The sequence below is a fragment of the Pedobacter sp. 10L46_2 genome (genome assembly GCF_056395165.1).
The window spans coordinates 25,580-47,245 of sequence record NZ_JBFTIZ010000070.1 but is presented as its reverse complement, the minus strand read 5'-3'; the positions used below and the strand labels follow the sequence as shown (position 1 = coordinate 47,245).

Genomic DNA, 21,666 nt, shown 5'->3' with positions numbered 1-21,666 from the left:
AAAATGAATAATTACGATCATCATCCATGGCACAGCGTTTCTCCAGGCGATAATTTACCTGAAATTGTTAATGCCATTATAGAAATTCCAAAAGGTTCAAAAGCGAAATATGAAATTGATAAAGAGTCTAATCTGATTAAATTAGATAGAGTATTATTCTCTTCAGTGATGTACCCCGCTAATTATGGGTTTATTCCACAAACCTATTGCGATGATAATGACCCTCTTGATATTTTGGTGTTATGCTCAGTGGATGTTTATCCATTGTCAATTATCGAGGCGAAAGTTATCGGCGTAATGCATATGGTAGATAACGGCGAACAAGATGATAAAATCATTGCGGTAGCTAAAAACGATATGTCGGTTAATTACATTAATGATTTGGCTGATCTGCCTCCGCATACAATGAAAGAAATCGTTAAGTTCTTCCAGGATTATAAAGCACTGGAAGAAAAGAAAGTAACTATCGAACATCTGTTGGGTGTAAGATATGCACATAAAGTCATACAGGAAAGCATTGCTCTCTATGACGAAAAGTTTAGAAATAAGAATTCTTAATGGAAGGTCTCAAGATATTTTTAACATTCTTCTTAGTAGCGCTGAACGGATTTTTCGTTGCAGCAGAATTTGCAATTGTAAAGGTTAGGGCCTCGCAAATTGAAATTAAAGCGAAATCCGGAAGTAGGGTTGCAAATATCGCAAAATACATTACCCAGCATCTTGATGGCTATTTAGCCGCAACACAGCTGGGTATTACGCTTGCCTCTCTTGGTTTGGGTTGGGTCGGTGAATCTGTGATGCATAACATTGTTCACGATGCGCTGATTAACTTTAATTTATCAGAGGTTTACATTACCTCTATATCTACGTTTATTGCATTTCTATTTATTACGGTAATGCACATCGTATTTGGAGAATTGGCACCAAAGTCGGTAGCAATACAAAGACCTGTGGCTACAACATTATTCATTGCTGTTCCCCTTCAGGCATTCTATTGGCTATTCAGACCTTTTATATGGGTTTTAAACGGCCTGGCTAATATAATCCTTAAGCTGTTTGGTATTTCCAATGTAGGTGGACATGAATCAGTACACAGTACAGAAGAGTTGTATTATTTATTGGATCAGGGTAAAGAAAGTGGCGCGCTGGATACCAATGAACACGAACTGATTAAAAACGTTTTTGATTTTAATGAGCGAGTTGTTAAAAATATCATGGTTCCAAGAACCAAAATTTCTGGAATTGAATTATCTACACCTAAACAGGAAGTTGTAGAAACAATAATTGGCGAAGGATATTCAAGGATGCCTGTTTATGATGACATTATCGATAAGATTATCGGAATTGTTCACGCAAAGGATATTCTCCCATTATTGGCGGGTAATAAAGAATGGTCTTTAAGTGATATTATCAGGAAGCCATATTTTGTACCTGAAACAAAGAAAATAAATGACCTGCTAAGTGAACTTCAACAGAAGCGCATTCAAATTGCTATTGTCATTGACGAATTCGGCGGTACAGCCGGAATGGTAACGCTGGAAGATATCGTAGAGGAGATTGTTGGTGRGATACAGGACGAGTATGATGAGGAAAAACCAACTGTTGAAAAAATATCTGATACAGAATTTATCATTAATGCTTATGCAACTGTTTATGATGTAAATGAGCATTTACCTCATGATCTGCCCGAAGATGAGGATTTTGATACAGTAGGAGGGCTTGTGTCTCATGCATTTGGAAAGATCCCTGAAGTAGGTGATAGCGAAGAATGTTATGGGTATTTATTTACGATCTTAAAGAAAACAGAACAGAATATAGAAACCATAAAACTGGAGCTCGTGATTAGCAAGAGTGATATGGTCGACAACCATTAATCTACTTTGTAATGCATGTTTTTTATACACCAGACATCATTTCTGATGATTATGTCTTAAATGAGGATGAAAGCAGGCATTGCATAAAGGTTTTAAGATTAAATATTGGTGCCGAAGTTTACCTTATTGATGGCGTTGGAGGACTTTACAAGGCTGCAATTGTAGGCCAGACAAAGAGAAACGTTGAACTAAAAGTTCTGGAAGCAACCCATAACTACAACAAGCGGAATCATCGGCTGCATATTGCTATTGCACCAACTAAAAACATAGATCGATTAGAATGGTTTCTGGAAAAAGCGACTGAAATAGGGATAGAAGAGATCACGCCAATAATTTGTGATCGTTCTGAGCGTCGTGTAGTTAAAGAAGACCGGTTGGTTAAGGTCGTTACTTCTGCTGTGAAGCAATCCCTTCAAGCCTATCATCCTATAGTTAATCCTCAGATAAACTTTTCCGATTTCTTAAAAATAGAAAATACCACTAATAGGATGATAGCGCATTGCATTGATGAGTCTTCCAGGCAGTACATCAGTCAAATTGCTGAACCTCATCAGCATTATACCATCCTGATCGGACCAGAAGGTGATTTTACACCGATGGAAATTGATTTGGCTTTGCAGAATGGCTATAAACCCTTAACTTTAGGTAATACACGGCTGAGAACAGAAACCGCTGCTTTAGCGGCCTGTTTTGAGGTGAATTATTTAAATCGATGAAGTTTAAACCCCTTTTTTTCGCCGGAATAATTTTGATATGCTCAAGCTTTTATTCCCCTACTTATAAATTAGCAAAACTAAAATATAATGGTGGTGGCGATTGGTATGCCAATAGAACCGCACTTCCCAACCTTATCGACTTTTGTAACAAGAACCTGCAAACAAACTTTGCCCCGCAGGAGGAAATTGTTGAGGTTGGAAGTGCAGAAATATTTAATTACCCATTCGTATACCTTACAGGACATGGGAATGTCGTTTTTAGTGGTGCTGAAGCCAGTAACCTCCGTAAATACTTAATCGGTGGCGGCTTCTTACACATTGATGATAACTACGGACTGGATAAGTTTATCCGTAAAGAAATGAAGAAAGTATTCCCTGAATTAACATTCACAGAATTACCAGCCAATCATCAGATATACAATCAAAAATTTAAGTTTCCCAATGGCCTGCCCAAGATCCATGAACACGACAATAAAAGACCTCAGGGTTTTGCATTAATCTGGGAAGGACGCATCGTTTGTTATTACACTTATGAATGCGATTTGGGGAATGGATGGGAGGATTATGGAACTTACCCTGGAGATACTCAGGATAAGCGCTCCAGCGCGCTTAAAATGGGCGCAAATTTAATTCAATACGCATTAACACAATAGTTATGAAGGTAAAAGTCAACGAACACTACAATTTCAATGTCGAAATAAACAATAATTCAATGAGTGTTAATGGTTTGGAAGTAACTTTAGATCCAAGAAGTTTGGGGAATAACCATACTCACGTGATCTACAATAATAAATCCTACAACATAGAGGTCGTCTCCGAAAGTAAAGCTGATAAAACAAGTGTCATCAAGGTAAATGGAACTACCTATACCATCGCAATGGAAGATCAATATGATCAGTTACTTAAGCAATTGGGCATGGATAGTGCTTTGGCCAATAAGGTTAGTGAAATTAAAGCCCCTATGCCAGGCCTGGTTTTGAGTGTTTTGGTTACTGAGGGGCAACAGGTGAGCAAAGGAGATAGCTTACTGGTGCTGGAGGCCATGAAAATGGAAAATGTTATTAAATCTCCAGCTTCGGGAATGATTAAGAAGATCCTCATCAATAAGGCAGACAAGGTAGAGAAAAATGAAATATTGATACAATTTCAATAAACAAAAACGGGGGCCACATGACCCCCGTTTTTGTTATATCAAAATAAAAATATGTTTATCTCTTGCCAGCTTTAAAGGCCTTTTGCGGTTTAGTCTTGAATTGCGGTTTTCCCATAGATCTAATTTCAGAGGCACCAAGCATTGTCATTGCACACCTGAAGCCAATGTCGGCTGTTGATTCATCCTGTTGAAGGAATCTTCTGGTTGCAGGATTTAACCACATGGCCTGGTCATCCCATGATCCACCCTTATATACCCTGGATTTATCCGTAATAAGTGTAATTTCACCATACAGGTCATTTGCCTTGTCACGGTACCCTCTTTGATCGGCGTAAGTATTCACAGAATCTGCAGGTTTACTCGCAGCGGCTTGTTTTTCCGCCCATGTTTGTTTTCTTGCCGATACAGCTGCAGTCATCACAGGACGGTTGTGTTTGTCTATTTCTATCCTTCCGGTACTGGGATCGGCTATTTTTTTATCCTCATAAAAGTTTCCTCTGTAAGGGTTAAACGCATCGGCAGCCTCAAAAGTTTTGGAGCGATAAACATCCGCAACCCATTCATTTACATTTCCAGCCATATTGTACAAGCCGAAATCATTTGGCGTGTAAGATCTTACCGGAACGGTTAGCCCGCCTTTGTCATTTAAAGAACCTCCAACACCCATATAGTCACCTTTTGTTCTTTTGAAGTTGGCTAATATCAAACCACGGGTTTTTTTCTTTGCAGAGCTTAACCCCAGCCCATTCCATGGATAAATTTTGTTTTCATGAATGTTTTCGTACTCCGTATTGCCAATTAATCCAAGTGCAGCATATTCCCATTCGGCTTCAGTTGGCAGGCGATACGGTTGTTTTAAAATCCCGTCTTCCAGTCTTACCGTTCTGGTTGCACCTTTCCCATTCGCGCCGGCATCGGCAGCTTTAGCACTGGTAGGGCTTAGATCTTTCATCGCCTTTTTACCTTTATCATTATGCTGGCCACTTAGGTAGGTTTCCGTATTAAAAGGTGCTGTCGGTCTTTCGCTTGCCTCGGCAACACCGCTTCTGGTATCCCCGTTTATGTCTTTAAAGCTCGTCATATAACCCTGATCCCTGAGGAGCAATTCGTTCACCCGATCAGTTCTCCAGTCACAATACCTTGACGCCTGTTCCCAGGTAACCCCAACTACCGGATAATCCTGGTAGGCAGGGTGCCTTAAATAATTGTCCACATAAGGTTCATTGTATGATAACGGTCTTCGCCAAACCAAGGTGTCGGGTATTTCGTTATAATAATATTCGTAATCAGTTGGATAATTGGTTCTTATCCAATTTAGGTATTCCAGCCAGTTCGTGTTCGAAACTTCCGTTTCATCCATATAAAAAGAAGAAACAGTAGTTTCTCTTTTATGGTTGTAATCGCTTAGTTCTTGTCCTGCAACATTTATTGCGCTACCACTCATTACAAAAACACCGCCTTCAATTTCGACCAGGCCGGGACCGGGTCCTCTTTTGAATTTATTGTTGACCTGAAATCCTCCATATTCCTTTTTATTATAGGCTAATCCTGTCTTGTCCGAAGTTCCTGATTTAGATTTACAGGAGACAAGGGAGGCTACAAGTGCGAGATATGCAAGCGAGTATAGGTATGATTTTTTCATTGGATTGCGCAAATAGTTACTCTAAAGGTTAAAACTACACAAAAAAAGGTGTTCGCTCCAAAAAAACTTTTTTTATAAAATTGAAACAAATTATCTCCGAACAGAGTTTTCAGGTAGGATATTATTCAAATGCTTTGTAAACCGGGGGAATACTTTGAAATTTAGCAGCACTATGTTAACTTGCGTGCAATAGTATTAATTATACGGGACGCATGAATTTAAGGTACACTGTAAAAACTGCATTAAGCATTTTTTCGCTGGCAACAGTTGCTACAGGACTGTTTGCCCAAGAAGTACAGCCAGGTACCCAAACAAATGGAAGTGTTCCAAATAATATCATTACAGCGGTCCCTTTTTTGTTGATTACTCCTGATGCCCGGATCGGAGGCATGGGAGATGCTGGAGTGGCAATTGCTCCGGATGCAAACTCAATGAGTATAAACCCTTCTAAACTAGCTTTTTTAGATAAACCATATGGATTTTCCGCTTCTTATAGTCCTTGGTTAAAAAGCCTGGTTCCTGATATTAATCTGGCCTATTTAAGTGGGTTTTATAAACTTGATGACCAGAGTACCCTGGGGAGCTCTTTAAGGTATTTTTCTTTGGGTGAAATACAGTTCGTAGACATTAACCAGCAAGATCTAGGAGTTTATAGTCCAAATGAACTAGCATTGGACGTAACCTATGCCAGAAGATTTGGCAGCTCGTTTTCACTAGGTACCTCATTGAGATACATTTATTCCAATTTGTTGTCAGGTCAGTTTGCAGCAGGACAGCAAACGCAGGCTGGCTCAGCAATTGCAGTTGATGTTTCTGCATATTACAAAAAACCGACTATTTTCCTGGGTAAAGATGCGATCCTCTCCGCCGGAATTAACATCTCAAATATTGGAACAAAAATCAGCTATGTACAGGGTGGGGAAAAGAACTTTCTGCCCACAAACTTTAAAATAGGAGGAGCCTCAACCTTTTTAATCGACGATTACAATCAGTTTACTTTTGCGCTTGATTTTAACAAGCTTCTGGTGCCAACTCAACCAATATATGATGAAAATGGAAGGATCTTAGCGGGAAAGGATCCTGATCGCTCGGTACCGAGTATTGGTACAACCAGCAGTTTGCGCTAAGAGCCGGGTATTTTTATGAGAACCCGCAAAAGGGTGATAGAAGATATTTTACACTTGGTGCCGGATTAAAATACAATGTCTTCAATATCGATTTTGCGTATCTGGCGGCCAATGCACAAAAGAGTCCATTGGCAAATACATTACGCTTTACATTGCTTTTCAATTTTGGCGATGCCAAATAACAGTATATAACAACATAATTTAACAAATGAAAATTAAAGTAGGGTTTGGGTTCGATGTGCATCAGTTAAAGGATAATCACCCATTTGTAGTAGGCGGAGTTCATCTGGAACATCATAAAGGAGCTTTTGGCCATTCCGATGCAGATGTTTTGCTCCATGCAATTTGCGACGCCTTGTTAGGCGCTGCGAATTTAAGAGACATTGGCTTTCATTTTAAGAATACCGACCCTCAGTGGAAAGGAATAAGCAGTCTGATCCTCCTAAAGGAAAGTGTAAAGCTTCTTAAAGACAAGGGATGGCAGATTGGTAATATCGATGCAATGCTTTGCCTGGAAGCGCCAAAAATTAATCCCCATATTCCCCAGATGCAAAAGAATATAGCGGAAGCAATTGGRATGTCTATTGATGATATTTCTATAAAAGCGACCACCAATGAGCAAATGGGCTTTATAGGCAGGGAAGAGGGCGTAGTCGCCTACGCGGTATGCCTTATCGAGAAATAGAAAAACCGGAGGGCTGTAAAGCTTTCCGGTTTCCTAAAAATCAAAAAAGTACCTATTATTCGTCAAGGTATCCAAATTTACCCTGGTTGTAATCATTTATCGCTTGCTGTACCTCTTCTGGCTTGTTCATTAAGAAAGGTCCGTACTGAGCAATCGGTTCATTTATCGGCTCGCCGCTTAATATCAGGATAATGCAGTTTTCCAAGGCCTCAGCTGTTATTATCGAACCGTCATTTTTGAAATGAACAAACTGATCAGTTTTGGCAATTTCAGTATCATTAATTTTTACACGACCTTCTATAACTACAAAACCAGTATTGTGTCCGGCAGGAAAATTAAAAAATGCTTTGCCTCCTTCATTTAGCCGGGCATTGAATAAATTAAGTGGGGTAAAGGTGGTTGCAGACCCTCTGGTCCCGTTATAGTCACCTGCAATTACCTCAATTTCACCAGCTCCATTCTCCAGATTGTATTTTGCCATCTCGCTATGCTTTACATCCTGATACCTTGGTGAGGTCATTTTATCTTTTGCAGGTAAATTCACCCACAACTGAACCATTTGAAAGGCTCCGCCTTTTTTACTGAACTGCTCTTCATGATATTCTTTATGTAATATCCCACTTCCAGCGGTCATCCATTGCACATCACCGGGATAAATTACACCGCTGTTGCCTGCGCTGTCATGATGTGCAACTGCGCCATGGTATGCAATGGTTACCGTCTCAAACCCTCTATGAGGATGAACACCTACACCTCTGGGCTCGTTACGTGCAGAGAATTCTATCCTGGCGTTATAGTCCAGCAGAAAGAATGGACTCATTTTAATTTTATAACCTTTCGGAAAAAAATTGTGCACCCTAAAGCCATCGCCAACCATATGAGGTGCCGGCGCATTTAAAATGGCCGACACCGTTTTAGTTTTTGCTTCCATTTTTCTCTTTAATTTTTTATGGATGCTTGGTTTTAATTGTTTAGGCTTGTTTTACAAACTGTAATTCACCTGCTATTTTTACTGCCTCACTAACCATAACACCACCAGTTTCTAATGCCGCATTCCATGTTAGGCCAAAATCAGTTCTGTTTATTTTGCCGCTTAGCGTAAAACCAGCTTTTGTATTGCCCCATGGATCAGTTGCGATACCACCAAATTCAGCATTCAATTCTACCGGTTTGGTAACGCCTTTAACTGTCAGATTTCCATTTAAAATGTAATCATCACCGTCTTTTGTTAATGAGGTAGATTCAAAAGTGATTTTAGGGAAATTTTCTGCATCAAAAAAATCAGCACTTTTTAAGTGATTGTCTCTGTCAGCGTTTCCGGTATTGATAGAGGAGGTTTCGCCTTCAAAAGTAACCTTTCCGTTTTCGAAATCGTCACCTTCTGAAGTTAATGTCGCGCTGATCAGGTRCAAACTACCGGTTACAGTAGTAATCATTAAGTGTTTAACTTTAAATTGTAATTCGCTGTGGGTCGGGTCTAAAACCCATTGTGTAGTTGCCATAATATTGTTTTTTTAAGTTGTTCTTTAATTACAACACAAAATTACAAACAGATGTTTGGCCCCACATTGACCTATGATAAGAAAACACTAAGGTTTAAAATGCTTATGCGCCAGGTCTTTACGGACCCTGCTTAATGATTCAGGTGTAATGCCTAAATAAGAGGCAATCATCCACTGTGGCACCCTTAAGGTAAGATTTGGATATAATTTTATAAAATTCAGATAGCGTTCTTCGGCTGTAGCACTTAAAAGCATATTGATCCTTTTCTGCATAAACCGGATGGAATTATTGAGCATGGTGCTATTAAGGTCACTCATGCAGGGAACATGCTTTGCAGCATCATTCATAAAATCCTTGTTTACTGCAATAGCTGTTGTAGGCTCAATGGCATCAATAAAAAACTCTGATGCTTCATTGAACATCCCGTTACGTTCCGAAAGCCACCATTGTTCGGGGGCAAACTGAATGATATGCGTCTTCCCCTTACTATCTATTGAATAACTGCGTAACAGACCACTTAAAACAAAAAAGCCATGAGATAAAACTTCGCCCTTCATCAGGATCATCTCGTTTTTATCGAAGGTTTTTACTTTAAGTTTGTCAGAAATGAGGCCAAACTGCTCATCAGTTATCGCTACTTTGTTTTTTAAATAAGTTTTAAATGGCTCAAGTAAGGCTGTCATAGATAAAATCTATTTCTTGTCTATTTTAACATTGGAAAAATCTACGCCACACTTGCAGTTGGAACCACAGCCACCATTTTTAGGTGCTATTGAGCGATAAACGATGCGGCCAACATAAAATAATGCCCCCGCAAACAGTATAATTACCAGAATAGTCTGAATATCCATATCCCAAAATTAGTTAATGCCTGCTTCTCGCAGGTCTGTTAATTGTAAATTTACTTTTCCATAAGGCCAATCGTGCCACCAACCCAATCAAAGTCTTTATTGTATCTCACGCCAATCATTTTTCCTCTGCTTAAGCGTGCTAAATTAATGCACAACTGGGGCTCCTGGCCATCCGCCCATAAATACATCAATCTGATTTCCAGTTTTACCCCACCATCCGGCGATTGCACAATGGGCTCATAAACAACTTTTCGCTGAAGTATCCAATTCTTCGGGTCTTTAATTTCAGCGATGTCCGCTTTTGTTACATCAATAATCACACCCATGCCTGCAAAAGAAAACAAGGGTTTTAAAACATAGTTTTCGAGATCTGAAGGGATTTCAGTTAACGTATCTAGGAAATGAGTTTCTGGTACAAATTCGCTTTTCAAAAAGGGCATGGTATATTTACTGATCCTTTCCTTCCTCTTTATAGAATAGCGCATTCCCTTCTTTAAAGATATCTGTCAGGCTCAAAATTTTTATACCTAAATATTTTTGGGTAATTAAAAAATCAATTGCTGTTTTTTGATTCGGCGCATCAATATCCATTAGTGCTACCTCCTGAGGTGCGTAATCGCCAATAATTACCCTTTTAAGTAGGCTAACGTATTTCTGCTCATCCAATCCATTAAAAAACGGGGTTAAAGCCGCAGGCAATTCATACGACTCCTTATAAACCCTCCCCAGCTCAGGCTGAAATCCATATAAGGAGGGGAAACCCTGCATTTCAATTAGCTTTGGTGTCAAAAGACCATTTGCATCCTTGCATATCCCAAAATCGAAAGTTAAAAAATGCGGGTGTTCATTTTCATTTGGAACATTCCAATTTGAGGGAATAGCATCTTTAGTAAGTGCCTTAAAGTCAGGCTGCTTTATGAGTTTTATGATTTCTTCCCCTGCATCAATTAGTTTCTTCTGCAGATCTGAAGGAATAAACACAGGAGTTTCGGCAACTCTAAAAGGGATGCTTGTTAATCCGGATTCCAGAATTTTTAAAAAGCTTTTGTACTTCTGTTCCGTGAAGGAACTGTTAAACTGGCCCCTGTATTTGCTAATCATAGTTACGCTTCCTGTAAGGCATTTAATGCCTCAGTTAAAAAGTTAGGCAGAATAACACTCTGCGTGAGTTTAATTCTATCAGGATTGTCAAGACTTGACAACATGTCTTCATATTTTTCCTGCCCGTAACTCTCGGTAATTGCTTTCTTCTTATCATCCTGTAACAGATACATTTTCATCCCAACAGGATCTGCCTCGGGATGAAACTGTGTTCCGATTATTTCGTTGGTAAAACGAACCGACATTACACAGCGTTCCAAATCAACATGTGGTCTTTCTTTTTCCAAAGCCAAGACCTTGGCCTGCGAGTTGGAAAATAGCACATCATCAGGATTTATCACCTGCCAGTCGCGACTGTCAACAGCATATAATGGATTAGGTAAACCACTAAAAATTAAATCATTTTCCCCTTCTTCCGTTAAAAACACAGGAAAAATGCCAAAAGCGGTTGATTTTCGTCTGATCACTTCTCCAACATGATACTTTCTGCAAGCCATTTGAAAAGAGTGACAGATTAAAAAAACGTGTTTTTTCTGTTGGCTGATCTGATTATGGGTTTCTATTTTACCTAGCAGGTTAAAAAAGTCACTTTCCCATTTTTCCCCCACACCATCAAAGGGACTTCCCGGGCCCCCGCTTGAAATATAGATATCATAATGCTCATCAGGGATTTCTCCCCGCTGTCTTAAGTCAAAAATATCATACCCCAGATCTATATCATTCTCCACGCGATAGCGCAACAAGATTTCCTGTATCCCACGCATCCCCTGGTTGGTCACGCCATTATTCATGTCAATTACGGCAACCCTAATCTTATTTCTATCTATTATGCTCACTGCTTAGCCCCAATTAATGTTTGAGTAGTAATGTAGTCTACTACGGCCTCAAAGTTACCACTTTGTTCGTAAACAGCCAATTGCCTATCAGCCCCGGTTCCATTCTCAAGTATTTTAAGTACATAGTTGATCTCATTTCTGCAGCCCAGATCATCTACCACATCGTCAATAAAATCCAGTAATTCCAATATCAGATTTCTGCAGTTTACCTCCATCTCCTTACCAAAATCAATTAGATTCCCGTCAATGCCGTAACGGGCAGCCCYCCATTTATTTTCATTTATCAGGGCTCTGGAATAGCTGATAAATTTCATATTCTGCAGGCGTAGTTTATACAACTTGGCACAAAGGGCCTGAAATAAGGCTACAAAAGCCATGGTTTCATCAATCAACATTGGACAATCGCAAATCCTGAACTCTATGGTTTCAAAGAAAGGGTGTACCCTGATGTCCCACCATATTTTTTTGGCATTGTCAATGCTATTGGTCTTAATGAGCAGCTTAACATAGTTGTCGTAATCTTCAATGCTATTGAAAATATCAGGAATGCCCGTCCTGGGGAACTTATCAAACACCTTAGTTCTAAAAGATTTGTATCCCGTGTTCCTGCTTTCCCAGAAGGGGGAATTGGTAGATAGGGCAAACACATGCGGTAAAAAATAGCGCACCTGATTTGCAATATGAATGGCAAGCTCCCTGGATTGGAAACCGACATGTACATGTAAGCCAAAAATCAGATTGGATCTTGCAGCCTCCTGCAACTCATTTACGATTTCACTATAACGTGGATGCTCAGTGATCAGCTGTTTTTCCCAATGGGAAAAAGGATGTGTGCCTGCCGCACCAATTCTTAACCCTTGCTCCCCTGCCAGCTGCGAAACCGTATACCTTAATTGCGAGATTTCGGCTCGTGCCTGCTCCGTGTTTTTACAAATTCCTGTTCCTACTTCTACAACAGCCTGATGCATTTCAGCTTTAACCTGATCTTTATGTATTTTTTGAGCCGCTTCAACTATTTTTTGATCATGTGAGGTAAGTTCACGGGTTACCGGATCAACCACCATGTATTCTTCTTCTACACCAAGCGTAAATTCATTCATCATAATTCATTCCCTCCTGTTTATCCCTGATTATTTTTTTGTAGCGGGAGCTTTTTTAGGTTTGGTTTTACCGTCTAATGATAACCCTGCCGCCGAGGCTTTAACATACGCTCCCCATGTTAAATTGTCTTGCCCGTCGATTTGAGCCTTTGCTCTTTCTATTGCATACTGTGCCGAGGTTTCAACAACCCAATCAAAATTCTCCTGGCCAACACTGGTTACCTCAGCGTCAGGTGCCGGATTACAGAAATCAATGGCATAGGGTATTCCATCACGTACAGCAAATTCTACGGTGTTAAAGTCATAACCCAAAAACTGATTCAGTTTTATCACATAGTCGTGAATGGTTTTTAATAATTTCTCGCTCGAAGGAGGGGTGTTTACCTGGTAGCGCAGGTGAAAAGGATTACGCGGTTCATATTGCATTATCCGAACATATTTGCCACCGATACAATAGCACCTAAAATATTCTTCAAAAACGATTTCTTCCTGAAGCATCATCACTGTCTTTTTTGTCTGACTATGCTTATCAAAAAAATCTTCCATATCATGTAGCTTGTAAACTTCTTTCCACCCTCCGCCATCAAAAGGTTTCATATATGCGGGGAAACCTGTGTATTCAAAAATAGCCTCCCAATCCAAGGGAAATGCCAGATTGCTGAACGATTCGTCAGAGGTGTCATCAGGTTGTTCGTAAGAAGGTATCAAAGCCGTTTTAGGGACAGGAACTCCAATTTTTACGGCCAATGCGTTATTAAAAAACTTTTCGTCGGCACTCCACCAAAAGGGATTGTTTATTACGGCGGTTCCTGTAATCGCCGCGTTTTTTAGCGCAGAACGATAAAAAGGAACATCCTGAGATATTCGATCGATAATCACAGCGTAGTCCAATGCTTTAGCCTGAAATATTTTATCAATATTTACAAATTCGGCTTTAATGTCCTTTCCTGCAATCTCGTTTACGCGCTTTACAAAAGCCTCGGGGAAAGATCTTTCTTTGCCGAACAGTATTCCGATTTTTTTCATGGTATATATTTTAGATGTTTTTAGTTAAATGATAATTGTGATAGGTATTCCGGCAGCATCTTTCGCCATATGGGCCAGTCATGATCTGCATTCTCTTTCACATCCAGCCAATGGTTAATTCCCTTATCGGTTAAAATCTGCGACAATCGTTCATTATCTGGCTTGCATATATCTCTTTCAGCTGTACCCAGTATTATTTTCATGTTCCATAGCTCCGGATTATTGTCATTTGGTAAAAAATCTACCGGATTATTAAAGTAAACCTCATCATTATAAAATCCGTCCAATTGCGATCTAATATCAAAAACCCCACTCAGGCTAAACATATGGCTGACCAGCCATGGGTGCCTGAAAGCAAAATTTGCCGCATGATATCCTCCAAAACTACAGCCTGCAGTGATGATTTTGGAATGCCCTGTTTCCTGACGGGCCATTGTCGAAACCTCTTCCAGTAATAGCTTGTCGTAACAAATATGATTTTTTACCCTGTCGGCCGGATGGATGCCTTTGTTGTACCAGCTCAAACCATCAATGCTGTCAACACAGTAAACCTTAACTTTCCCTTCATCTATAAACCACTGAATAGATTCGATCATTTTAAAGTCCTTATTTTCAAAATACCTCCCCATACTGGTAGGAAAAAGGAGGATTGGATAGCCGCTGTGCCCAAAAGCGAGCAATTCAAAATCGGCACTTAAGTTATTGCTGTGCCACTTTTTATATTCCTCTTTCATCCGGTAAAATTTAGATGCTTTAAGATAAGAAATAAAGAATGTTAAAAGCAAGCAACCTGCTTATTTCTTACACTAAATATCATTTATAGTTCCCCCCGCAACATCTAGAACGCCGCCAAAGAAGAAAAACATTGTAGCTTTAACAGATCTTTTGGAGGTGCTTTGTGTAGAGCAAGTAATAATAGCAATATATTGCCTTCATCATTTTATAACGGTATTGTCAATTGGATACTTGTAATGTCAATGGTTCTAATGGTAAGTATCTTTCTGCTCTTAGTGTCTAATCCTTAAGGATCAATATAGGCTAAATGAATATTCGAAACATAATTGTAGGGATTTGTTTTAAACAAGTTCAAGGGGGGCATCGGTGACATTGGTCAATTGAAAGAATGCTCCAATTTGGAATTATGGGGAGACACCCCTAGGAATAAAAGAAAATCAAATCGTAAACCCTGTGCACAGTAGCGATACAACATATGCGCCGACAAAAGAACAATAAATTCAGGAAACAGCATAAAAGGCCCCTTATATCAAAGTCAGATCCAGAAGCATTACCAAAGAAGCTTTACAGGGTATTTAGGAAATTTTGGTCTTTTCCGACAATTGTCAACCCTTTAACAATAGCTTGAGAGATGATCATTCTATCAAAGGGGTCCCGATGATGAAATTCCAAACCAATCAAGCCGGCGGAATGTTCAAAAGTTAGGGGAAGAAATTCAAAGCCATTTTTTATTGCCTGGAGCTGTAACTCTTCATAAGAAATGCCTAGTTCCAGCTTTCCAAGACTTACTCTTAATGGCAATTTTCCAAAATGAAACAAGACTGACATAGTTCAATTGCCTATTGTCTTCAACAGTCTTTCTTGCTTTGGCCGATAAGTCATCACTTCCATTCAAAAACCAAAGAAAAGTATGGGTACCCAGCAGATATGCCATTACGTATACTCCTTAAAGTCTTCTAAAGGGGCATTAAAATCATCAGACAACGTGATCTTACCTTTTAGACTGCCAAATTTAGCGACACCAGCCTTATGATCTTTTTTCTTCGCCTTTTCCATCAAAAAATCGATAAAGTCATTCGCCTCCGATTTAAGATCAGGTGGAAGTGTTTCTAGTTTTGCATAAAGAGTCAAGCTGGTCATACCTTAATTATTTCAGTTAAACACAAATTTAATGAATATTTCTACAATAACCATGCTGAAAAACACACCTTACATTTTTACATTTTTTGACGCAGCGAAAGCCCTTCATATTATGCTAAATGTCTGTTTGATATAAAATTACACACCAATTATTTTAATTTTTAATAAGAGTATTACTTTTGCAGTGCATTTGAGAGAAGGGAAATTGCTGAATTATGTATACTACACTAACACTTCCGGAAGTTATTAAAACTGAAAAAACCATACCATCTAAACATCTTAAAAGAGGAGTAGAGCTTGAAATCTTTGTTCCAGACAACCTTTTGGGGAATGAACAATTAAATCTGCTGTTGTTAAACGATGGTCAGGATACAGAAGAATTAGCGTTGCAACACACACTTGCTGCCCTTTATGGCCAAAACAAAATAGAACCCCTGGTCGTGGTGGCTATAAAAGCTTCAAAAGATCGTTTACAAGAATACGGAGTTGCTGGTGTACCTGATTTTCAGGATAGGGGAAGCAAAGCGCAGGCTTATACAGATTTCATTATTAAAGAGCTTATTCCTTTCATACAAACCACAGTTGAGTTTCCGATAAATGGGAAGCGTGCTTTTGGGGGATTCTCGCTTGGCGGATTAACCGCGTTTGATATTGCCTGGAACAATGATAACTACTTTGATGCTGTCGGTGTTTTTTCAGGATCATTCTGGTGGCGTAAAAAAGACCTTAAAGATGGTTATACAGATAGCGATCGTATTTTGCATCAGCGAATTATTGATACGGAGGTCAAACCGGAATTAAAGTTCTGGCTGATGACAGGTACKGAAGATGAGCTTGCCGATCGAAATAAAAACTTTATCATCGATTCCATTGACGATACCATTGATGTGATCAAAGAGCTTTTAAAGAAAGGCTACAAGAGACCTGATGATATCGCGTACTATGAAATGGTCGGAGGCAAACACGAATTAAAGACCTGGGCCAAAGCCATGTCGCCATTTCTGATTTGGGCTTTTGGGAAAAAGAATCTTTTTTAAATCTGTCCGAGTGCCTGAATCTGATCCGAAGAGTAAATAAATACACCTTTTTTATCAGTTAATGATTCTTTAAGCATTGCTGAGGCAACAGTTTCAATTTTGATGCTTCTGTATTTTTTTAAACCACCAATTAAGATTGGGTTGAGCAGACGCATCAGACCTATCAAAATTCTTTCTGCACAGCGTTTTTCTTTGCGATCACCATCAAGCAGCGAAGGGCGATAAATATAAATGCTTTTGAAGGGGATCGCCTTTAGATCTCTTTCTACCTCTCCCTTGGTTTTGGGGTAGAATAAGGATGAATTGATATCTGCACCCATTGAAGAGATCAAATGATATGAAGTAGCACCATTGTTTTGCGCAATCGAGCCAATGTCTAAAGGGTACCAGTAGTCAATTTTTTTATATTGTACTTTATCCGGGGTTTTACTGTTTGTGGTGCCCAAACAACAAAATACCACATCTCCGGTAATACCTGCTGCGTACTGATCTATATGATCAAAATCAACAATCAGTTCTTTTAGCTTTGGATGTTCAATATTTAACTTTTTTCGCCCAATAGCAAGCACCTCACTATAACTAGGGTTATCCAGTAGTTGTGCCAATAAGTTGTTGCCTATCAATCCACTCGCACCAAGTAATATTGCTTTTTTTGACATTTAAAGGAACTTATTTTTGAATATCTATGGTTTCGTCCGATTGGTCTCCACTTCCGGCTTTATAGGAATAATCTCTTGCTTTTTCGTCAGCAAGCTCATTGCCCTCGTGTTCATTTTCACAGTTTTCATCCAAACGGTCATTCCACTCATCTAGTCCTGTTTTATTGTGCTGGTCCACTTTTGGCGGATTCTGTTTATCGGTTTTTTTTGTTTTGCTCATCACCGTTGTAATTTAGTATATATGAAACATCTGAAGGTATACATTGTTTAAAATTAAAAAGAGTTAAATGCCTCTTAACTAATGTACTGAAATCTCGATAATTAATCTTATCTTTGCGCCAAAAATTAGTAGCATTTTATGCAAAAAATAAGAAATATAGCTATCATAGCCCACGTTGACCACGGTAAAACTACACTGGTCGATAAGATCTTACACTCTTGTTCAATCTTCCGCGATAACGAACAATCGGGAGATTTAATACTTGATAACAATGATTTGGAGCGTGAGCGCGGTATTACCATCGTGTCAAAAAACGTTTCGGTTCAGTATAAGGACGTTAAAATCAACATTATCGATACCCCTGGTCACGCCGATTTCGGTGGTGAGGTAGAGCGTGTATTGAAAATGGCTGATGGTGTATTGTTATTGTGTGATGCTTTTGAAGGTGCCATGCCTCAAACACGTTTCGTAACTCAAAAAGCTTTAGCTTTAGGTCTAAAACCTATTGTTGTTGTAAATAAAGTTGATAAAGAAAACTGTCGCCCTGAAGAAGTTTACGAACAGATCTTCGAATTGTTCTTCAACTTAGAAGCAACAGAAGAGCAACTTGATTTTCCAGTAATTTACGGTTCATCTAAACAAGGATGGATGAGTACTGACTGGAAAGTACCTACAACAGATATTTTCGCACTTTTAGACGCAGTTGTTGAGAAAATTCCTGCTGCGCCAACAAACGACGGTACTTTACAAATGCAAATCACCTCTTTAGATTATTCATCTTTCGTAGGTCGTATTGCAATTGGTCGTGTACACCGTGGCGTAATTAAAGAAAACCAACCGGTTACTTTGATTAAACGTGATGGTAAAATGGTAAAATCAAGAGTAAAAGAATTATATACTTTCGAAGGTTTAGGAAAAATCCGTGCCACTGAAGTAAAATCAGGTGATATCTGCGCAGTGGTAGGTATTGATGGTTTTGACATTGGTGATACTATTGCTGATTTCGAAGCTCCGGAACAATTGCCTGTAATCAAAATTGATGAGCCAACAATGAACATGTTGTTCACAATCAATAACTCACCGTTTTTTGGAAAAGAAGGTAAATTCGTAACGTCTCAGCGATTAAAAGAGCGTTTATACAAAGAAATTGAGAAAAACCTTGCACTTAAAGTTGTAGAAACTGAGTCTCCTGATTCTTACTTGGTGTACGGAAGGGGTATCCTCCATTTATCAGTATTGATCGAGACCATGCGTCGCGAAGGATATGAAATTCAGGTTGGTCAGCCGCAGGTAATCATCAAAGAAATTGATGGTAAAAAATGTGAGCCTATCGAAACCTTAATCGTTGATGTACCGGGTGAAGTTGCTGGTAAGGTAATTGAATTGGTAACACAACGTAAAGGAGAGTTATTGATCATGGAACCAAAAGGAGATTTACAACATTTAGAATTTGATATTCCTGCACGTGGTATTATCGGTTTAAGAAATAACGTGTTAACTGCTACAGGTGGTGAAGCGATTATGGCCCACCGTTTCAAAGCATACGAACCTTGGAAAGGTGTTATCCCTGGTAGATTGAATGGCGTATTGGTTTCTATGGAAAAAGGAAGCACTACAGCTTATTCAATTGATAAATTACAGGATCGTGGTCGTTTCTTTGTTGATCCGGGAGTAGATATCTACGAAGGACAAATTTTAGGAGAGCACATCCGTGATAATGACTTGGTAGTTAATATTGTAAAAGGTAAAGCTTTAACTAACATGCGTGCTTCTGGTACAGATGATAGTCAGCGTATTGCTCCGGCAATTAAATTCTCTTTGGAAGAAGCTATGGAATACATCCAGGCTGATGAGTACATCGAGGTAACACCGTTAAGCATGCGTTTACGTAAAATTCACTTAACTGAAGCTGCGCGTAAGCTTAATAAAATTGTATAAATAGGAAATTTTCTATTGATAAGTCATAAAGCCTGTTTCGCAAGAAACAGGCTTTTGTTTTTTGTTATTTTTGAATTTTAATAAAAGATACTATGGAATCATTAAAAGGTAAAAACGCAATCATTACCGGAGCAGGTAAGGGAATAGGAAAAGCAATGGCTATTGCTTTGGCACAGGAAGGCGTCAATATAGGTCTAATGGCCAGAACAATATCGGATTTACAAATTCTTGCAGAGGAATTAAAGCAATATGGGGTTAAAACAGCAATTGCTACAGTCGATGTTTCTGATATTGAAAATGTGAATGACGCGGTTACAAAGGTTAAATCTGAATTGGGTGTAATTGACATTTTAATTAATAATGCCGGAACTGCTTCTTTTGGGCCTTTCCTGGAGTTGGAACCGTCAAGATGGGAAGAGATTGTTAAAGTAAACTTATTTGGTGCTTATTACACCACCAGGGCAGTTTTACCTGAAATGATAGAAAGAAAAACCGGTGATATTATTAATATATCATCTACAGCAGGTAAAAATGGCGCGGCAGTAACCAGTGCCTATAGCGCTTCAAAATTTGGTTTAATAGGAATGTCAGAGTCGTTAATGCAGGAAGTGCGTAAGCACAACATCCGCGTAAGCACGCTATTGCCAAGTACCATTGCAACCGATATGGCTAAGGATCTCAAATTGACTGACGGAAATCCCGATAAGGTGATGCAACCAGAAGACTTTGCCGAATTGGTTGTTGCCCAGTTAAAATTAAACAGAAGGGTATTTGTAAAAGAAGCAGGTCTTTGGTCTACAAATCCGTAATCTGGCTATTCAAATAAAAACCTGAAGTAGGCATCCGGATTTTCCAGAAAACCTCTGGTTAAACGGTAATGCTCCGTTTCTTCGTAGCAGGTCTCTTTTAGTCCGTCTTCGCCGAAATTAAAGATTTGTGAATTAGGATAACAAAGAAGCATCGGGGAGTGAGTCGCAATCAGAAATTGCGCCCTTCCCGATCTTTCGAGATTATTAATGATTGACATAAAGGTCATCAGTCTGGTTGGTGATAATGCAGCCTCAGGCTCATCCAGAATATAAATTCCACTCTGAAACTGATTTTGAAAAAGAGCCAGAAATGATTCTCCATGTGATTGATGATGAAGCGATTTTCCTCCATACGCCTCAAATATCCTGGGATCAGATAGGGCTATTTCATCTATGTAATCTGCAAAGTTAAAGAAGCTTTCTGCTCTCATAAAAAATCCTTCAGTAATACGTCTGGGTATCCATTGTAAGCCCAGATGTTGTGTTAATGGATTTTCATAGCCCTCAAAATTATGTCCGGTATTTAAGTTATGATTGCGATTTCCTCCGCGCAGGTTAAATCCACAATGTTCTGCAAGTCCTTCCAGCAAGGTAGATTTGCCTGAACCATTTTCTCCAACAAAAAAGGTAACATTGCTGTTTATTTTTAACAGTACTCCTTCCTTAAACGCAGGGATAGAAAATGGATAATCAGGTGCATCTATTTTAGGTAACGATATTTGACGCAAAAAAGGCATTTATGAAACTAATCGTTGGTTCTGCGGTGACGGATAAAATACTGAGCCAGGTTAATCCCGATAAAAATATGATTAATCAGGTTTGGAATTAGACCGTAATACTTTGTGAAGATGTGAAACCGCTCTTTAAGACTAGCCAGATGCTTTTTCTTAGAAATTCCGCCCACCAGATATTTGGCCACGTAAATATGTGTATTCACAATACTCGAAGCATGTTTGGCAGCTTTAATGATCCAGTCAATATCGGAGCTATACTTGTATTTTAAGTCGAAAGGCTCTGCCAGGCTTCTTCTAACATAGATGGCCTGGTGACTTATACTCATTCCATACCTGAAGCTTTGCCAGTCAAAGTGCTCAGGTGCATGGTGTCGTCTTTGGCCCAAGCTGATCCAGTCCTGGTCAAACATTTCAGTTTCACCATAATAAATATCTGCCGATGCAGCACTCTGAAATACTTCGGTTACTGTTTCAGGTGCATAAATCTCGTCCCCGGAATTCATGAAAAGCACATAATCCCCGGTTGCAAGCGCTAGCCCTTTATTCATGGCATCGTATATGCCCTTATCGGGTTCAGAGATAAACTGGGCTAACCTCGATTTATAATTATAGATTTTTTCTACAGTACCATCCTTTGAAGCGCCATCAATAATGATGTATTCAATGTTTTGATAGGTTTGATTCAGCACAGAAAGCATGGTGCGTTCAATATCCTTTACATTATTATAAACGATAGTAATAACACTTAACTTTGGCTGCATGCGGTTCTGAATCTAAAAA

27 protein-coding genes and 1 pseudogene are annotated in these 21,666 nt (G+C 39.2%); 11 read left to right on the top strand and 17 right to left on the bottom strand.

All coding sequences use genetic code 11. The features are described from left to right. Window positions 1-3 precede the first annotated feature (3 nt). The 5 genes from AC1DDX_RS10060 to AC1DDX_RS10040 are packed head-to-tail and all read left to right on the top strand — an operon-like array spanning window position 4 to window position 3,743. On the top strand, window positions 4-558 hold the full coding sequence (locus tag AC1DDX_RS10060; RefSeq protein ID WP_048903407.1) for an inorganic diphosphatase: 555 nt from the start codon (window positions 4-6) through the stop codon (window positions 556-558). Beyond that, window positions 558-1,874, top strand: a complete 1,317-nt coding sequence (locus AC1DDX_RS10055) for a hemolysin family protein (protein WP_477622010.1) — start codon at window positions 558-560, stop codon at window positions 1,872-1,874. Before AC1DDX_RS10060 ends, AC1DDX_RS10055 begins: the two co-directional genes overlap by 1 nt. Before the next feature lie 11 nt (window positions 1,875-1,885). Beyond that, window positions 1,886-2,590 (top strand): 16S rRNA (uracil(1498)-N(3))-methyltransferase, encoded by a 705-nt coding sequence (locus AC1DDX_RS10050; protein WP_337716954.1) that lies wholly within the window; start codon window positions 1,886-1,888, stop codon window positions 2,588-2,590. Next, window positions 2,587-3,243 (top strand): DUF4159 domain-containing protein, encoded by a 657-nt coding sequence (locus AC1DDX_RS10045; RefSeq protein ID WP_337716952.1) that lies wholly within the window; start codon window positions 2,587-2,589, stop codon window positions 3,241-3,243. The genes AC1DDX_RS10050 and AC1DDX_RS10045 overlap by 4 nt, the downstream gene beginning before the upstream one ends. Before the next feature lie 2 nt (window positions 3,244-3,245). Further along, window positions 3,246-3,743, top strand: a complete 498-nt coding sequence (locus tag AC1DDX_RS10040; RefSeq protein ID WP_337716950.1) for an acyl-CoA carboxylase biotin carboxyl carrier protein subunit — start codon at window positions 3,246-3,248, stop codon at window positions 3,741-3,743. Between the two features lie 55 nt (window positions 3,744-3,798). Here the strand turns inward: AC1DDX_RS10040 and AC1DDX_RS10035 are convergent, their stop codons facing one another. Then, window positions 3,799-5,385, bottom strand: a complete 1,587-nt coding sequence (locus tag AC1DDX_RS10035) for an SUMF1/EgtB/PvdO family nonheme iron enzyme (RefSeq protein WP_288883470.1) — start codon at window positions 5,383-5,385, stop codon at window positions 3,799-3,801. 212 nt (window positions 5,386-5,597) lie between these two features. Here AC1DDX_RS10035 and porV point away from each other — a divergent pair, with 212 nt between their 5' ends. The 3 genes and pseudogenes from porV (at window position 5,598) to ispF (ending at window position 7,197) form a co-directional block, all read left to right on the top strand. After that, window positions 5,598-6,512, top strand: a complete 915-nt coding sequence (gene porV, locus AC1DDX_RS10030; protein WP_477622009.1) for a type IX secretion system outer membrane channel protein PorV — start codon at window positions 5,598-5,600, stop codon at window positions 6,510-6,512. Between the two features lie 17 nt (window positions 6,513-6,529). Then, window positions 6,530-6,694: pseudogene (locus AC1DDX_RS10025) on the top strand (type IX secretion system outer membrane channel protein PorV); the annotation flags it as partial. 26 nt (window positions 6,695-6,720) lie between these two features. Next, entirely contained in the window at window positions 6,721-7,197 is a 477-nt protein-coding gene (gene ispF, locus AC1DDX_RS10020) for a 2-C-methyl-D-erythritol 2,4-cyclodiphosphate synthase (protein WP_172662128.1), read from the top strand. Window positions 7,198-7,252: 55 nt separating this feature from the next. Here the strand turns inward: ispF and AC1DDX_RS10015 are convergent, their stop codons facing one another. The 12 genes from AC1DDX_RS10015 to vapB form a co-directional block, all read right to left on the bottom strand. Then, on the bottom strand, window positions 7,253-8,128 hold the full coding sequence (locus AC1DDX_RS10015) for a pirin family protein (RefSeq protein WP_337716946.1): 876 nt from the start codon (window positions 8,126-8,128) through the stop codon (window positions 7,253-7,255). Window positions 8,129-8,168: 40 nt separating this feature from the next. Then, on the bottom strand, window positions 8,169-8,699 hold the full coding sequence (locus AC1DDX_RS10010; RefSeq protein ID WP_477622008.1) for a YceI family protein: 531 nt from the start codon (window positions 8,697-8,699) through the stop codon (window positions 8,169-8,171). Between the two features lie 87 nt (window positions 8,700-8,786). Further along, window positions 8,787-9,383 carry a Crp/Fnr family transcriptional regulator gene (locus AC1DDX_RS10005; protein WP_172662125.1) on the bottom strand — a complete coding sequence of 199 codons (597 nt, stop codon included), beginning with the start codon at window positions 9,381-9,383 and terminating at the stop codon, window positions 8,787-8,789. Window positions 9,384-9,392: 9 nt separating this feature from the next. Beyond that, window positions 9,393-9,551 (bottom strand): FeoB-associated Cys-rich membrane protein, encoded by a 159-nt coding sequence (locus AC1DDX_RS10000; RefSeq protein ID WP_172662124.1) that lies wholly within the window; start codon window positions 9,549-9,551, stop codon window positions 9,393-9,395. A gap of 50 nt (window positions 9,552-9,601) precedes the next feature. Next, window positions 9,602-9,982, bottom strand: a complete 381-nt coding sequence (locus AC1DDX_RS09995; RefSeq protein WP_448636257.1) for a hypothetical protein — start codon at window positions 9,980-9,982, stop codon at window positions 9,602-9,604. 16 nt (window positions 9,983-9,998) lie between these two features. Next, a complete protein-coding gene (locus tag AC1DDX_RS09990; protein WP_477622007.1) occupies window positions 9,999-10,652 on the bottom strand; it encodes a hypothetical protein in 654 nt (217 codons plus the stop codon). Between the two features lie 2 nt (window positions 10,653-10,654). Further along, window positions 10,655-11,488, bottom strand: a complete 834-nt coding sequence (locus AC1DDX_RS09985; RefSeq protein WP_337716942.1) for a type 1 glutamine amidotransferase — start codon at window positions 11,486-11,488, stop codon at window positions 10,655-10,657. Then, window positions 11,485-12,591 carry a carboxylate-amine ligase gene (locus AC1DDX_RS09980; protein ID WP_477622006.1) on the bottom strand — a complete coding sequence of 369 codons (1,107 nt, stop codon included), beginning with the start codon at window positions 12,589-12,591 and terminating at the stop codon, window positions 11,485-11,487. The genes AC1DDX_RS09985 and AC1DDX_RS09980 overlap by 4 nt, the downstream gene beginning before the upstream one ends. A gap of 27 nt (window positions 12,592-12,618) precedes the next feature. After that, window positions 12,619-13,614, bottom strand: coding sequence for an ATP-grasp domain-containing protein (locus AC1DDX_RS09975; RefSeq protein ID WP_337716938.1), 996 nt, complete (start codon window positions 13,612-13,614; stop codon window positions 12,619-12,621). Between the two features lie 20 nt (window positions 13,615-13,634). Then, entirely contained in the window at window positions 13,635-14,348 is a 714-nt protein-coding gene (locus AC1DDX_RS09970) for an esterase family protein (protein ID WP_337716936.1), read from the bottom strand. Window positions 14,349-14,913: 565 nt separating this feature from the next. Then, the gene (locus tag AC1DDX_RS09965) at window positions 14,914-15,177 is read right to left on the bottom strand and encodes a type II toxin-antitoxin system VapC family toxin (protein ID WP_288883073.1); all 264 of its coding nucleotides are present in this window, start codon (window positions 15,175-15,177) and stop codon (window positions 14,914-14,916) included. A 105-nt stretch (window positions 15,178-15,282) separates the two neighbouring features. Beyond that, the gene (gene vapB, locus AC1DDX_RS09960) at window positions 15,283-15,489 is read right to left on the bottom strand and encodes a type II toxin-antitoxin system VapB family antitoxin (RefSeq protein ID WP_288883074.1); all 207 of its coding nucleotides are present in this window, start codon (window positions 15,487-15,489) and stop codon (window positions 15,283-15,285) included. A 215-nt stretch (window positions 15,490-15,704) separates the two neighbouring features. Between vapB and AC1DDX_RS09955 the strand changes: the two genes are divergently transcribed. After that, the gene (locus AC1DDX_RS09955) at window positions 15,705-16,526 is read left to right on the top strand and encodes an alpha/beta hydrolase (protein ID WP_288883075.1); all 822 of its coding nucleotides are present in this window, start codon (window positions 15,705-15,707) and stop codon (window positions 16,524-16,526) included. Here the strand turns inward: AC1DDX_RS09955 and AC1DDX_RS09950 are convergent. Then, entirely contained in the window at window positions 16,523-17,185 is a 663-nt protein-coding gene (locus AC1DDX_RS09950; RefSeq protein WP_337716934.1) for an oxidoreductase, read from the bottom strand. The two genes, AC1DDX_RS09955 and AC1DDX_RS09950, sit on opposite strands and share 4 nt — an antisense overlap. A 10-nt stretch (window positions 17,186-17,195) precedes the next feature. After that, window positions 17,196-17,405 carry a hypothetical protein gene (locus AC1DDX_RS09945; RefSeq protein ID WP_337716932.1) on the bottom strand — a complete coding sequence of 70 codons (210 nt, stop codon included), beginning with the start codon at window positions 17,403-17,405 and terminating at the stop codon, window positions 17,196-17,198. A 138-nt stretch (window positions 17,406-17,543) separates the two neighbouring features. Here AC1DDX_RS09945 and typA point away from each other — a divergent pair, with 138 nt between their 5' ends. Both typA and AC1DDX_RS09935 read left to right on the top strand, forming a co-directional pair. Further along, entirely contained in the window at window positions 17,544-19,343 is a 1,800-nt protein-coding gene (typA, locus tag AC1DDX_RS09940) for a translational GTPase TypA (RefSeq protein WP_337716930.1), read from the top strand. Window positions 19,344-19,435: 92 nt separating this feature from the next. Then, entirely contained in the window at window positions 19,436-20,152 is a 717-nt protein-coding gene (locus tag AC1DDX_RS09935; protein WP_337716929.1) for a 3-ketoacyl-ACP reductase, read from the top strand. 5 nt (window positions 20,153-20,157) lie between these two features. Here the strand turns inward: AC1DDX_RS09935 and AC1DDX_RS09930 are convergent, their stop codons facing one another. Next, window positions 20,158-20,889, bottom strand: a complete 732-nt coding sequence (locus AC1DDX_RS09930; RefSeq protein ID WP_337716927.1) for an AAA family ATPase — start codon at window positions 20,887-20,889, stop codon at window positions 20,158-20,160. A gap of 8 nt (window positions 20,890-20,897) precedes the next feature. Next, window positions 20,898-21,647, bottom strand: coding sequence for a glycosyltransferase family 2 protein (locus AC1DDX_RS09925; protein WP_172662114.1), 750 nt, complete (start codon window positions 21,645-21,647; stop codon window positions 20,898-20,900). Between the last annotated feature and the right edge of the window lie 19 nt (window positions 21,648-21,666).